15 protein-coding genes are annotated in these 12,835 nt (G+C 58.3%); 10 read left to right on the forward strand and 5 right to left on the reverse strand.

Annotated features, from left to right (window positions below; genetic code table 11):
• On the forward strand, positions 1 to 395 hold a 395-nt coding region (locus F6S08_RS29105; RefSeq protein ID WP_315872672.1), incomplete at its 5' end, for a hypothetical protein.
• A 122-nt stretch (positions 396 to 517) separates the two neighbouring features.
• On the opposite strand, the gene tyrS is transcribed toward F6S08_RS29105, so the two are convergent.
• Positions 518 to 1,717, reverse strand: coding sequence for a tyrosine--tRNA ligase (gene tyrS / locus F6S08_RS29110; protein ID WP_027605883.1), 1,200 nt, complete (start codon positions 1,715 to 1,717; stop codon positions 518 to 520).
• A 209-nt stretch (positions 1,718 to 1,926) separates the two neighbouring features.
• Here tyrS and F6S08_RS29115 point away from each other — a divergent pair, with 209 nt between their 5' ends.
• Positions 1,927 to 3,345, forward strand: coding sequence for a peptidoglycan DD-metalloendopeptidase family protein (locus tag F6S08_RS29115; RefSeq protein WP_065925365.1), 1,419 nt, complete (start codon positions 1,927 to 1,929; stop codon positions 3,343 to 3,345).
• Between the two features lie 3 nt (positions 3,346 to 3,348).
• Positions 3,349 to 4,440 (forward strand): anhydro-N-acetylmuramic acid kinase, encoded by a 1,092-nt coding sequence (locus F6S08_RS29120; RefSeq protein ID WP_137212410.1) that lies wholly within the window; start codon positions 3,349 to 3,351, stop codon positions 4,438 to 4,440.
• A 79-nt stretch (positions 4,441 to 4,519) separates the two neighbouring features.
• Here the strand turns inward: F6S08_RS29120 and erpA are convergent, their stop codons facing one another.
• Positions 4,520 to 4,870 carry an iron-sulfur cluster insertion protein ErpA gene (gene erpA, locus F6S08_RS29125; protein ID WP_003176443.1) on the reverse strand — a complete coding sequence of 117 codons (351 nt, stop codon included), beginning with the start codon at positions 4,868 to 4,870 and terminating at the stop codon, positions 4,520 to 4,522.
• A 165-nt stretch (positions 4,871 to 5,035) separates the two neighbouring features.
• Entirely contained in the window at positions 5,036 to 6,070 is a 1,035-nt protein-coding gene (gene argC / locus F6S08_RS29130; protein ID WP_027605886.1) for an N-acetyl-gamma-glutamyl-phosphate reductase, read from the reverse strand.
• Between the two features lie 135 nt (positions 6,071 to 6,205).
• Between argC and hemJ the strand changes: the two genes are divergently transcribed.
• The 6 genes from hemJ (at position 6,206) to coq7 (ending at position 10,654) form a co-directional block, all read left to right on the forward strand.
• Positions 6,206 to 6,634, forward strand: a complete 429-nt coding sequence (gene hemJ, locus F6S08_RS29135; RefSeq protein ID WP_027605887.1) for a protoporphyrinogen oxidase HemJ — start codon at positions 6,206 to 6,208, stop codon at positions 6,632 to 6,634.
• A gap of 24 nt (positions 6,635 to 6,658) precedes the next feature.
• Complete coding sequence (locus tag F6S08_RS29140) at positions 6,659 to 7,621, forward strand: nitronate monooxygenase family protein (protein ID WP_315872673.1); 963 nt, start codon at positions 6,659 to 6,661, stop codon at positions 7,619 to 7,621.
• Between the two features lie 69 nt (positions 7,622 to 7,690).
• Positions 7,691 to 8,653 carry a DUF805 domain-containing protein gene (locus tag F6S08_RS29145; protein WP_065925369.1) on the forward strand — a complete coding sequence of 321 codons (963 nt, stop codon included), beginning with the start codon at positions 7,691 to 7,693 and terminating at the stop codon, positions 8,651 to 8,653.
• A gap of 62 nt (positions 8,654 to 8,715) precedes the next feature.
• Positions 8,716 to 9,504: an SDR family oxidoreductase gene (locus F6S08_RS29150; RefSeq protein WP_315872674.1), complete on the forward strand. Its 789-nt coding sequence runs from the start codon at positions 8,716 to 8,718 to the stop codon at positions 9,502 to 9,504.
• 46 nt (positions 9,505 to 9,550) lie between these two features.
• On the forward strand, positions 9,551 to 9,889 hold the full coding sequence (locus F6S08_RS29155) for a histidine triad nucleotide-binding protein (RefSeq protein WP_003194682.1): 339 nt from the start codon (positions 9,551 to 9,553) through the stop codon (positions 9,887 to 9,889).
• A 117-nt stretch (positions 9,890 to 10,006) separates the two neighbouring features.
• Complete coding sequence (gene coq7 / locus F6S08_RS29160; protein WP_065925371.1) at positions 10,007 to 10,654, forward strand: 2-polyprenyl-3-methyl-6-methoxy-1,4-benzoquinone monooxygenase; 648 nt, start codon at positions 10,007 to 10,009, stop codon at positions 10,652 to 10,654.
• 62 nt (positions 10,655 to 10,716) lie between these two features.
• Here the strand turns inward: coq7 and F6S08_RS29165 are convergent, their stop codons facing one another.
• Positions 10,717 to 11,139, reverse strand: a complete 423-nt coding sequence (locus F6S08_RS29165) for an OsmC family protein (RefSeq protein WP_005792019.1) — start codon at positions 11,137 to 11,139, stop codon at positions 10,717 to 10,719.
• Between the two features lie 245 nt (positions 11,140 to 11,384).
• Between F6S08_RS29165 and crp the strand changes: the two genes are divergently transcribed.
• Complete coding sequence (crp, locus tag F6S08_RS29170) at positions 11,385 to 12,029, forward strand: cAMP-activated global transcriptional regulator CRP (protein WP_065925372.1); 645 nt, start codon at positions 11,385 to 11,387, stop codon at positions 12,027 to 12,029.
• Here the strand turns inward: crp and F6S08_RS29175 are convergent.
• A complete protein-coding gene (locus tag F6S08_RS29175) occupies positions 12,026 to 12,721 on the reverse strand; it encodes a biotin/lipoate A/B protein ligase family protein (protein WP_065925373.1) in 696 nt (231 codons plus the stop codon). The two genes, crp and F6S08_RS29175, sit on opposite strands and share 4 nt — an antisense overlap.
• Between the last annotated feature and the right edge of the window lie 114 nt (positions 12,722 to 12,835).

Here is a 12,835-nt window from a genome sequence, read left to right on the forward strand (position 1 = left end):
GCTCAGCAATCGTTGGTTATTCTTTGATTTCTCGCGGAGTAACTTGTGATGCTGATAATCTTGTTGACTATCAGTCTGACTCCACAAGCACCCACACGAATTGCTTGATTCAGTTGTTAAAGAGCGGTTGGTTAAGAGCTTTCGTCTCAACCGAGGCGCGCATTCTACAGCAGCCTCATTTGCTGTCAAGTGATTATTTTCAGAAGCTTTCGAAGATTTCTTCAACAACTTCAACCACTTGCGCCTCCGATCTCTCGTTAGCGGGAGGCGAATTCTACAGCGTTACACGCTGCTGTCAACACCTCTTTTTCTCCGCTTTCGACCGAGAAGATCGAATCGTTAATAGCGTCAAACAACACGACCCTACCAACTTCTTCTGGGCTTCGATGAACTGAAGCAATCCGCTGCCTTATTCTGCATAACTCTTTGTTTACCAAGGAGTTTTGCGTTTGGACTGCGCCGGAAGTGGGGCGAATTATAGACAGATACAATTCGCCGTCAACACTTAATTTCAGGTTTATTCGGATTTGAGCGTAATACGCGCAAATGCCTTCTTCCCCGCCTGACAAACGTGGGTAGCACCCAGTTCATATATAAAGGTGCGATCCACCACCTCACCATCTATACGCACACCGCCAGACCCCAGAAGGTCACGCGCGACCGCCGAGTTCTTCACCAAACCCGCCTTATTAAGGACTGCAGCAATCGGCATGGCCTCAGTAGCCGTCAATTCAATCTCAGGTAGATCATCCGGCAGCTCGCCGTCTCTCATGCGGTTACCCGCCGCACGGTGAGCACTGGCCGCAGCCTCTTCACCATGGAAACGCGCAACGATCTCTTCCGCCAGCTTGATCTTCACGTCACGCGGATTAGCGCCCGCCTCTACATCCGCACGCAGCGCATCGATCTCATCCATCGAGCGGAAGCTCAACAGTTCGAAGTAGCGCCACATCAAGGCATCCGGGATAGAGACCAGCTTGCCGTACATCACACCCGGAGCCTCCTGGATGCCTACATAGTTGCCCAGGGACTTGGACATTTTCTTGACGCCATCCAACCCTTCCAACAACGGCATGGTCAGGATGCACTGAGCCTCCTGACCATAAGCACGCTGCAACTCACGCCCCATCAGCAGGTTGAATTTCTGATCGGTACCACCCAATTCAACATCCGCGCGCAGCGCTACCGAGTCATAACCCTGAACCAGCGGATACAGGAACTCATGAATCGCGATCGGTTGATTGGTTGAATAGCGCTTGTCGAAGTCATCGCGCTCAAGCATGCGCGCCACGGTGTACTGGGAAGTGAGGCGAATGAAGTCCGCCGGCCCCATCTGATCCATCCAGGTGGAGTTAAACGCCACCTCGGTCTTGGCCGGATCAAGAATCTTGAACACCTGAGTCTTATAGGTCTCGGCATTATCGAGAACCTGCTCACGGGTCAGCGGCGGGCGTGTTGCACTCTTACCGCTCGGATCGCCGATCATCCCGGTGAAATCACCTATAAGGAAGATCACCTGATGCCCCAGCTCCTGGAACTGACGCAGCTTATTAATAAGCACGGTATGACCCAGGTGCAGGTCCGGCGCCGTCGGATCGAAGCCAGCCTTAATACGCAGGGGTTGGCCACGCTTGAGCTTTTCGATCAGCTCGGCCTCGACCAACAGTTCTTCCGCACCACGTTTTATCAGCGCTAGCTGTTCTTCAACCGACTTCATAACAGACCCGCAAGGCTCAGATTCAAAAGGGAACCAACCATACAAGATCAGGGACTAATTACAAGTTTTGCCCTGCGCACGGACACCGTTCAGCAAGCCCAGCGTTCGCGAGCTTGCGCCACAGATGATTTGGTTATATTTTATACAGTTATTTCATCTTCATCATGTCATTCATCTTTTCCATTTCATCTTCAAAGTCAAAATTACCTATGACCACTGAACCGTCTAAAGCGCCGCCGCTTTACCCGAAGACCCACCTGCTTGCAGCAAGTGGTATCGCCGCTCTTCTCAGCCTGGCACTCCTGGTATTCCCTTCCAGTGACGTAGAAGCCAAACGAACATCCCTGAGCCTTGACTTGGAGAGTCCGGTTGAACAACTGACACAAGATCAAGACGCTTCCGACGCCCAACAAGCCACAAATGCTCCCACTGAATCGCCGTTTGCCCAGATCGAAAACACGCCGGAAGATACCCAGCAAGCCGTTCAAGAACAGAAAAAAACCGTAGTAGACGCTGCTAAGAACCCTCAACACCGCGAAGTGATCGTGGCGAAAGGCGATACGCTTTCGACCCTGTTCGAGAAGGTAGGCCTTCCCGCAGCCACCGTTAACGATGTACTGGCCAGCGATAAGCAAGCCAAGCAATTCACCCAGCTCAAACACGGCCAGAAACTGGAATTCGAACTGACACCAGACGGTCAGTTGAACAACCTGCACACCAGCGTCAGTGACCTCGAGAGCATCTCCCTGACCAAGGGCGCCAAAGGCTTTGCCTTCAACCGTATTACCACCAAGCCAGTCATGCGCTCTGCCTACGTTCACGGCGTGATCAACAGCTCACTGTCGCAATCTGCCGCGCGCGCTGGCTTGTCCCATAGCATGACCATGGACATGGCCAGCGTGTTTGGCTACGACATCGACTTCGCCCAGGACATCCGCCAGGGTGATGAATTCGACGTGATCTACGAGCAGAAAGTCGCCAACGGCAAAGTGGTCGGCACCGGCAACATTCTCTCCGCACGCTTCACCAACCGTGGCAAGACCTACACCGCAGTGCGTTACACCAACAAGCAAGGCAACAGCAGCTACTACACCGCCGACGGCAACAGCATGCGCAAGGCCTTCATCCGAACTCCGGTGGATTTCGCTCGTATTAGCTCGCGTTTCTCCATGGGTCGCAAGCATCCAATTCTGAACAAAATCCGCGCCCACAAAGGCGTCGACTATGCCGCCCCACGCGGTACGCCTATCAAGGCGGCCGGCGATGGCAAGGTCCTGCTCGCAGGGCGCCGCGGTGGCTACGGCAACACGGTGATCATCCAGCACGGCAACACCTACCGCACCCTGTATGGCCATATGCAAGGTTTCGCCAAGGGCGTGAAAACCGGCGGCAATGTGAAGCAAGGCCAAGTAATCGGTTATATCGGCACCACCGGCCTGTCCACCGGCCCGCACTTGCACTATGAGTTCCAGGTCAATGGTGTGCACGTTGACCCATTGGGCCAGAAACTGCCGATGGCCGACCCGATTGCCAAGGCCGAGCGCGCACGCTTTATGCAACAGAGCCAGCCGCTGATGGCGCGCATGGACCAGGAGCGCTCCACCCTGCTTGCTTCGGCGAAGCGTTAGGGTATGCCGCTCTATATAGGTGTAATGTCCGGGACCAGCCTCGATGGCCTGGATATCGCCCTGATCGAACAAGATTCGGCGGTCAATCTGATCGCCACCCACTACACACCTATGCCGGACACCCTGCGCGCAGAGCTGTTAAGCCTGTGCGCCAGCGGCCCGGATGAGATTGCCCGCTCAGCGATAGCCCAGCAGCATTGGGTCACACTCGCCGCCCACGGCATTCACACGGTGCTCGACCAGCACAACCTCAAGCCTCAAGACATACGCGCGATCGGCAGCCATGGCCAGACCATCCGTCATGAACCCGCCCGAGGCTTTACCGTGCAGATCGGCAACCCGGCATTGCTTGCGGAGCTGACGGGCATCAGCGTAGTCAGCGACTTCCGCAGCCGCGACGTTGCCGCTGGCGGCCAGGGCGCGCCTCTGGTGCCCGCCTTTCATGAAGCGTTGTTTGGCGAAAGCACTGGCAGCCGTGCAGTATTGAATATTGGGGGCTTCAGCAATCTCAGCCTGATCGAAACCGGGAGGCCCGTAGCCGGCTTCGACTGCGGCCCAGGCAATGTGCTGCTGGACGCCTGGATTCAACAGCAGCGCGGCGAACATTTTGACCGTGATGGGCTGTGGGCGGGTAGTGGCAAGGTCGAACCTCAACTACTCACGGCCCTACTCAGCGATCCATTCTTCCTGACCAAAGGCCCGAAAAGCACCGGCCGTGAAGTGTTCAACCTCGAGTGGCTGCACCGGCATCTTGGCCGTCTGCCCGCCTTTGACCCCCAGGACGTACAGGCCAGCCTGCTGGAACTGAGCGTCCTGACCATCGTCGAGGCCCTGCAAACCGCGCAGCCCGAGACAGAAACGTTACTCGTCTGTGGCGGCGGCGCCCATAACACCACAATGATGAATCGTCTGGCCGCGTTGTTGCCATCCACTCAAGTCAGTAGCACCGCCACCTACGGCGTAGACCCGGACTGGGTCGAAGCCATGGCTTTCGCGTGGCTGGCTCACTGCTGCCTGGAAGGCATTGCCGCCAACCGGCCCAGTGTCACCGGCGCACGCGGGCTAAGGGTACTTGGCGCGATCTACCCCGCCTGACGAACACCTCGCCAGAACCGCAGACAGCAAAACGCCGCTTGGCCGATCAAAGCCAAGCGGCGTTTTTATTCGTTGTAGATCAGATCGAGAACGAAGAGCCGCAACCACAGGTGGTGGTCGCGTTAGGGTTCTTGATCACGAAACGCGAACCCTCCAAACCCTCCTGGTAATCCACCTCGGCGCCTGCCAAGTATTGAAAACTCATCGGGTCCACAACCAGGCTCACACCCTCGCGTTCAACAATGGTGTCATCGTCGGCCACATCTTCATCGAAGGTGAAACCGTACTGAAACCCTGAACAACCGCCGCCCGTAACGAATACGCGCAGCTTCAAGCGATCATTACCCTCTTCATCGACCAGGCTCTTCACCTTGTGCGCAGCACCGTGGGTGAATTGCAAAGCCGTGGGGGTGAAGGATTCAACGCTCATGCTGATAATCTCCCGGCGTAACGCCGCCATATGCGTAATGGCGGGCATTATCCGCTTCTCCTAGAAAAGCGGTCAACTATTGTTACGGTATATCAATCTGCATCGCCGCCATTAGAAACACAAAAGGCCCGATCAACGGGCCTTTTGCGCAGTCCATAAATCGTTTTAAGGCAGCATGCCGGCGTGGGACAGACCCAGCTTTTCATCCAGGCCAAACAGGATGTTCATGTTCTGCACCGCCTGGCCCGACGCGCCCTTGACGAGGTTATCGATCACCGACAACACCACCACCAGGTCACCATCCTGCGGACGATGCACTGCAATCCGGCACACATTAGCGCCTCGCACGCTGCGGGTTTCCGGATGGCTGCCAGCAGGCATTACATCGACGAACGGCTCGTTGGCATAACGCTTTTCAAACAGCGCCTGCAGGTCTACCGAACGATCGACCACGGTGGCGTACAACGTGGAATGAATGCCACGAATCATCGGCGTCAGGTGTGGCACGAAGGTCAGGCCCACGTCTTTGCCAGCGGCGCGACGCAGCCCCTGACGAATCTCTGGCAGATGGCGATGCCCTTTTACTGCGTAAGCCTTCATGCTTTCCGACGTCTCGGAGTACAGGGAACCTACCGCTGCTCCACGACCGGCGCCGCTGACACCCGACTTACAGTCTGCGATCAGGCGCGAAGCATCCGCCAGCCCGGCCTCGAGCAACGGCAGAAAGCCCAGTTGCGTCGCCGTCGGATAGCAACCCGGCACGGCGATCAGGCGCGCCTGCTTGATCTGCTCACGATTGACTTCCGGCAGGCCGTACACCGCCTCTTCCAACAGTTCCGGTGCACCGTGAGGCTGGCCGTACCACTTGGCCCATTCGTCGGCGTCTTGCAGGCGGAAGTCCGCCGACAGGTCGATGACCTTGGTGCCAGCGGCCAGCAGTTCGCCAGCCAACGCATGGGCAACGCCGTGAGGGGTGGCAAAGAACACCACATCGCAGGCGCCAAGGGTGTTGATGTCCGGAACGCTGAACGCCAGGCCGTCGTAGTGGCCTCGCAGGTTCGGGTACATATCGGCCACGGCCAGACCGGCCTCGGATCGAGAGGTAATGACCACCACCTCAGCTTGCGGATGCTGAGCCAACAGACGCAGCAATTCGACACCGGTGTAACCCGTGCCGCCGACGATACCGACCTTGACCATAAACCTGCCCTCAACGAACCCACTGGAAAGCCGTCGATAATAGGGGCCGTATCGTCCTGCGACAACCGTCAACGTGACGTATGGGCGCATGAGCCACTACTATCTGCGCTACCGTGAACCTGGGAATAACTAAAAATGCTTTATCTATGGGTCAAAGCCTTCCATATCGTCAGCATCGTCTGCTGGTTTGCCGGGCTGTTCTACCTGCCGCGCCTGTTCGTCTACCACGCTCAAAGCGAGGACACTGTCAGCAAGGAACGCTTCAGCGTCATGGAGCGCAAGCTCTACCGCGGCATCATGGGCCCGGCGATGCTGGCCAGCCTGGTGTTCGGTATCTGGCTGATAGCCCTTAACCCCGGCATCTTTCAATCGGGCGCCTGGATCCACGCCAAGTTGACCCTGGTAGTGTTCCTGATTGGCTACCACCATATGTGCGGCGCGCAGGTAAAACGTTTCGCCCGTGGCGAAAACACCCGCAGCCATGTCTTTTATCGCTGGTTCAATGAAGTCCCGGTTCTGATATTGCTGGCTATCGTAATTTTGGTCGTGGTCAAACCGTTCTAACTTCAATTACTCGGGGTACCTCCAATGTCGCTGCCCGCTCTGCTTGAACAACGTCTGCGCCTGCCAGTGGTGGCTGCGCCGATGTTTCTGATTTCCAACCCGCAATTGGTGCTGGCCTGCTGCCGCAATGGGGTAGTCGGCAGTTTCCCGGCGCTCAACCAGCGCGAGAGCAGTGGCTTCAAGGCCTGGCTGGAGGAAATCGAAGCGGGCCTGGCGCAGTTGGACAATCCTGCGCCCTACGCCGTCAATCTGATCGTGCATAACAGCAACCCTCGCCTTGAGGCTGACCTGGCGATCTGTGTTGAGCACAAGGTGCCGATCGTGATTACCAGCCTGGGCGCAGTGAAAGAACTGGTAGATGCCGTGCACAGCTACGGCGGCCTGGTGTTTCATGACGTCACTACCCGGCGCCATGCCGAAAAGGCCGCTGAAGCCGGTGTCGACGGCCTGATCGCCGTGGCCGCAGGCGCCGGTGGCCATGCCGGTACCTGGAGCCCGTTTTCGCTGATCGCAGAAATTCGCCAATTCTTCGACAAGACCCTGCTGCTGGCCGGCTGCCTGAACCACGGCCATGAGATACTCGCCGCCCAGTTACTGGGGGCAGACCTGGCGTATTTCGGCACACGTTTTATCGGTACCACCGAAAGCCACGCCCCGGATGCGTATAAAGAGATGCTGCTCACATCACGCGCCGCCGACATCGTGCACACTCCCGCGGTCTCCGGCGTGCCCGCAAGCTTTATGCGCCAGAGCCTGGAAAATGCCGGTTTCGACCTCGCTGCCCTGCAGGGCAAAGGCGAAGTAAACTTCGGCTCCAAGCTCAAGCCGCTGAGCGACGAAGCCAAGGCCTGGAAGACCGTATGGTCTGCAGGCCAAGGTGTCGGTGAGATTAATGATTTACCCGGCGTCGATGAACTCGTTGCCCGCCTGGATGCCGAATACCGCAAGGCGCGCGAACAGGCGACACAGTTGCGCTGGCCACGCTGACCCAACCGCAAGGCCTGCCGATCGAGCAGGCCTGCACTACTCCACTGATTCAGTGACAAGGATGCCCGCATGAGCGACAACCGTTTCAAGATTGTGTTTGATGGGGCCTTGCTCCCGGGTGTCGAAAGCACCACAGCCAAGCTGAACCTGGCTGAACTGTTCAAGAGCACGGTCGAGGACATCGAGAAACTCTTCACCGGCCGCGTTGTTGCACTGAAACGCGACCTGTCCCGCCCCGACGCCGAAACCTACCTCACCGCGCTGAAAAACGCCGGGGTGGACGCGCGTATCGAGGCCGAACAGCCCGTAGCCTTCAGCCTTGCCGAAACCCACGAAACAGATTCCGGCGCAGCGGACTTCTCCCGTCCTGCGGCTTCGCCGTACGCACCACCGCGTGCCGCCGTAGGTGAAAGCCTGCCGGAATACGCCACCCTCAAGGTCTTCACCATCAATGGCCGTATTGGTCGTCTGCGGTACCTGGCATGGACGCTGGTACTGACCGTCGCCATGCTCGTCGCAGCCGGCATCCTCAGTACTGTGGGCTTTGCCATCGCGACCGCGTCACCGACCATAGCCATTATCCTCGGCTCGCTGCTGGGCTTCGCGCTGTTCGTCGCGGTTGTGGTCGTCAGCGTGCAGATCGGCGTGCAGCGCCTGCACGATCTGGGCTGGTCCGGCTGGTTGTACCTGCTGAACCTGGTACCGCTGGTGAACAGTATTTTCCCGCTGCTGCTGTTGGTAATGCCAGGTAACACCGGCGCCAACCAGTACGGCGCACCGCCACCGCGCAACTCCACCGCGGTGAAGGTCCTGGCCTCACTGTGGCTGGCATTCATCCCGCTGATGCTCATCATCGTGGTGTCGCTGGGCATGAACGGCTACCTGGATCAACTCGAAACCAACGTGGACAGCAGCTACGAAAGCAGCTCCATCACCTCCGATGAAGACGCCGATCAAAGCGTGATCGTCGATGAAGAAGATGCGCAAAGTGCTGACGACGCAGCCGAACCTGTAGACTCTCCAGAACAGTAAAGAAACGCGCCGCGCCTGTGATGCCTCCATCCCAGGCGCGGCGCGTTGCGATGGAGAAAGGCATGACCCGTTACGCTCTGATCACCGGTGCCTCCAGCGGCATCGGCCTGGCTTTGGCCGAAGCCCTGGCCCGTCGCGGCCGCAGCTTGATTCTGGTGGCCCGCCAGCGTGATCAGTTGGAAAGCATTGCAATCGAATTGACCCAACGCTTCGGCGTCGAGGTGCTGTTTCGGGCATGCGACCTGGGCGAGCCATTGCGCTTGTCCGGGTTCCTGCTGGAGCTGGAAGAAGGCGAGCGGCAGATCGATTTGCTGGTGAACTGCGCCGGCATTGGCACCAGCGGGCCATTCCTGGCCCAGGACTGGATGACCGAACAAGACCTCATCGAAGTCAACATCCTTGCCCTCACACGCATGTGTCACGCCTTGGGCAATAGCATGGCGCTGCACGGTGGCGGGCAGATTCTCAACGTTGCCTCGGTCGCCGCGTTCCAACCCGGCCCGTGGATGAGCAGCTACTACGCCAGCAAGGCCTATGTGCTGCATTTCTCCGAAGGCTTGCGCGAAGAACTCAAGACCTGTGGCATTAAGGTCTCGGTGCTTTGCCCCGGTCCTACGCGCACCGCATTCTTCGGTACAGCGCAAATGGACACCGCCAGACTCGACCGCAGCGAGCAATTGATGAGCCCGGAAGAAGTGGCGCTCTATACCGTGCGCGCATTGGAAAAAAACAAAGCCATCATCATTCCTGGTCGACGTAATCGCTGGCTGGCCTTCAGCCCGCGTTTCAGCCCGCGCTGGCTGACCCGCAAGATCGCCGGCGCCATCAACAAGGCCTATTGCCCACGCTGATCGCCTGAGTACACTCACCTTGCACTTTCATAATGGAGAAACAGCTGTGGATACTCTGTTCACCAAGATCATCAACAGAGAAATACCCGCGAAGATTATCTACGAAGATGATCAAGTCCTCGCCTTCCACGATATTGCCCCACAGGCGCCGGTACATTTTCTGGTTATCCCGAAGAAGCCTATCCGCACATTGAATGACTTGACCGAGGACGATAAGGCCCTGGCCGGCCATATTCTGTTCACTGCCCAGCGTTTGGCGGTGGAACAAGGCTGTGAGAAAGGTTTCCGTGTGGTGATGAACTGCAATGAAGACGGCGGGCAGACTGTTTACCACATCCATATGCATGTACTGGGTCAGCGCCAGATGAATTGGCCACCGGGCTGAACCAGCCCGCAACAAGGGGCGCAGTCCGAGGCTGCGACCCCACGCCCTTGACTCAGGGCAAACGCGTTCCTCTCTCTTGCGGTAAACTGGCCGCCGAGATTCCTCCCGGAGGTCAGCATGACTACCCAACGTCACTACTCGCCGATAGACCGTCTGTTGCTGCAAGCCGACACGGCCATGCGCACGTTGCTGCCCTTCAGCGGCCAACCTTACCGCCCGTCGCCCGCCATCGTGCAGCCTGATGCGCAGATGAGCGAGACCGAAACCCGTCATGTGGCCGGCCTGATGCGCATCAACCATACCGGCGAGGTCTGCGCCCAGGCGCTGTACCAGGGCCAGGCCCTGACCGCCAAGCTGCCGCAGGTGCGCGCAGCCATGGAGCATGCGGCCGAGGAAGAAATCGATCACCTGGCCTGGTGCGAGCAACGTATTCGCCAGTTGGGGAGCCATCCCAGCGTGCTCAACCCGCTGTTTTACGGTTTGTCATTCGGCATCGGCGCGGCTGCCGGCCTGATCAGCGACAAGGTCAGCCTCGGTTTTGTCGCCGCGACTGAGCATCAAGTGTGCAAGCACCTGGATGAACACCTGGAACAATTGCCGGCCGACGACGAAAAGTCCCGCGCAATTCTTGAGCAGATGCGTATCGATGAAGCGCACCACGCCGAAAGTGCATTGGATGCCGGCGGTTTCCGCTTCCCGGCGCCAGTGCGATTCGGCATGAGCCTGCTGGCCAAGGTCATGACCAAAAGCACTTACCGCATCTGACGAAACCTGCGGCTGCAAAAAAGGGCGCTATCGAAGCGCCCTTTTCTTTTGCAGATTGGCGGTCAACCCAACTCGATGATCTCGTAATCATGGGTGATGGCCACACCGGCCGCGCCGAGCATGATCGACGCTGAGCAATACTTCTCGGCCGACAGCTCGATGGCGCGCTTGACCTGGGCTTCTTTCAACGCCCGGCCCTTCACCACGAAATGCATGTGGATCTTGGTAAACACCTTGGGATCTTCAGTGGCGCGCTCGGCTTCCAGGAAGGCTTCACAACTTTCCACGGCCTGGCGGGATTTTTTCAGGATGCTGACCACGTCGAAATTGCTGCAACCGCCCACGCCAAGCAGGAGCATTTCCATCGGGCGTACGCCCAGGTTACGGCCACCGGCTTCCGGCGGGCCATCCATGACCACAACATGGCCACTGCCCGACTCACCGAGGAACATGGCTTCGCCCGCCCATTGGATGCGTGCCTTCATCGCCCAGACTCCACTGCTAAAAAAGGGTCGCCAGCTTAGCACAGGGCCCGGGCGCAACCGCGCTTCCCATCAAAGCGATCAATAACGGAGCTGACTCGGAAAATTCGCTAATCGAGTCAGAATGTGTCTGTTAAGCTGGCGCCAAAGGAGTGGCGTATTGCCACCCTTTATACAACGTGTATCAATGCCGATACCGCTGAGTACAACAACTCCAACCACCTCGCGCTGCCTTTCGGGATACAACCATGGTTGCTCTTACGCCCATACCCAAGATCAAGAATCTCGACAAGTTGCTGATGCACTGCCAGCGCCGGCGCCACCCCGCCAAGCACAACATCATCTGCGCCGGTGAGCGCTCCGAAACCCTGTTTTTCATTATCAAGGGCTCAGTCACCATCCTGATCGAGGATGAAGACGGCCGCGAAATGATCATCGCCTACCTGAACACAGGGGATTTTTTCGGCGAGCTGGGGCTGTTTGAACAAGCAGGCAAGGAGCAGGAGCGCAGCGCCTGGGTGCGGACCAAGGTCGAGTGCGAAGTGGCCGAGATCAGTTACACAAAGTTTCGCGAACTCGCCCAGCAGGACCCCGATATTCTCTACGCCCTCAGTGGTCAGATCGCCCAGCGCCTGCGAGACACTACGCGTAAGGTTGGCGACCTGGCGTTCTTCGATGTCACCGGGCGTGTGGCCCGTTGCCTGCTGGAACTGTGCAAGCAGCCCGATGCAATGACTCACCCCGACGGCATGCAGATCAAGATCACCCGCCAGGAAATCGGGCGCATTGTCGGTTGTTCACGGGAGATGGTCGGCCGCGTGCTCAAGGATCTTGAAGAGCGCAACCTGGTGCACGTCAAAGGCAAGACGATGGTGGTGTTCGGTACCCGTTAAGCCGGCAGGAAACTGGCCAGCATTTGACGGTACAAGCTGTCCAGCCGGCTGATTGCGTCCGGCGCGGGGAAGGCTTCGTGCAGGGCAATATGGCTGTCGGCGCGAACCCGTTGCTCCAGGCCGCAGGCTTGGTTGAAGCGGTTGACCGCCGCGATGAGTTCTTCACGATCGTTATCCAGCAACAACGCACCGTGCACCAACCCCACCGGGCGGCCCCCGCCTTGCCGCCAGCGCTGGGCAGTGCCGACCATTTTGCGCCCGTTGAGGTTGACGTTGTAACGACCGTCGCAGAATGCACCATCGATTTCCCCGACGGAGGCATCGCCGCCCAACTCGATAAGTAAATCGCAGATCGGCTGGCATAGACGCTGGTAACCGGTTTCGATGCGACCTTGATCACCCTCACTGCGCGGCGGAGCGTAGACCAGGGCGATATTGACCGTGGCGCTGGACTGCGGCACCGGTTCGCCGCCGGTTTCGCGCAAGAGCACCGGCCAACCGGCATCCGCAGACACGCGGCTGGCGACATCGAAAGCAGGCAATCGGCTCAAGCGGCGTGGCATCACCAATGCCTGATCGCTGGGCTGCCAGAACAACAACCCAAACGCCTGCTCACCCGCGCAAACGGCGGCCAGCAAGGCTTGCTCGGCGGCAAGGCCTGCTTCAACACGCATCGACACTGGCTGGATCAATGGGCACCTACCTATCTGAATAAATACAAACCCAAATGTGGGAGGGGGCTTGCCCCGATAGCGGTATGTCAGTCAAGGATGCTCCAACTGAATCGCCGCCATCGGGGCAAGCCC

It is taken from the genome of Pseudomonas sp. JV449, from assembly GCF_032424295.1.
Lineage (GTDB): Bacteria > Pseudomonadota > Gammaproteobacteria > Pseudomonadales > Pseudomonadaceae > Aquipseudomonas > Aquipseudomonas marginalis.

Coding starts and splice junctions, on each gene's coding strand:
- tyrS (WP_027605883.1), bottom strand. CDS start 1,717: ATGAAGTCGGTTGAAGAACAGCTAGCGCTGATAAAACGTGGTGCGGAA.
- F6S08_RS29115 (WP_065925365.1), top strand. CDS start 1,927: ATGACCACTGAACCGTCTAAAGCGCCGCCGCTTTACCCGAAGACCCAC.
- F6S08_RS29120 (WP_137212410.1), top strand. CDS start 3,349: ATGCCGCTCTATATAGGTGTAATGTCCGGGACCAGCCTCGATGGCCTG.
- erpA (WP_003176443.1), bottom strand. CDS start 4,870: ATGAGCGTTGAATCCTTCACCCCCACGGCTTTGCAATTCACCCACGGT.
- argC (WP_027605886.1), bottom strand. CDS start 6,070: ATGGTCAAGGTCGGTATCGTCGGCGGCACGGGTTACACCGGTGTCGAA.
- hemJ (WP_027605887.1), top strand. CDS start 6,206: ATGCTTTATCTATGGGTCAAAGCCTTCCATATCGTCAGCATCGTCTGC.
- F6S08_RS29140 (WP_315872673.1), top strand. CDS start 6,659: ATGTCGCTGCCCGCTCTGCTTGAACAACGTCTGCGCCTGCCAGTGGTG.
- F6S08_RS29145 (WP_065925369.1), top strand. CDS start 7,691: ATGAGCGACAACCGTTTCAAGATTGTGTTTGATGGGGCCTTGCTCCCG.
- F6S08_RS29150 (WP_315872674.1), top strand. CDS start 8,716: ATGACCCGTTACGCTCTGATCACCGGTGCCTCCAGCGGCATCGGCCTG.
- coq7 (WP_065925371.1), top strand. CDS start 10,007: ATGACTACCCAACGTCACTACTCGCCGATAGACCGTCTGTTGCTGCAA.
- F6S08_RS29165 (WP_005792019.1), bottom strand. CDS start 11,139: ATGAAGGCACGCATCCAATGGGCGGGCGAAGCCATGTTCCTCGGTGAG.
- crp (WP_065925372.1), top strand. CDS start 11,385: ATGGTTGCTCTTACGCCCATACCCAAGATCAAGAATCTCGACAAGTTG.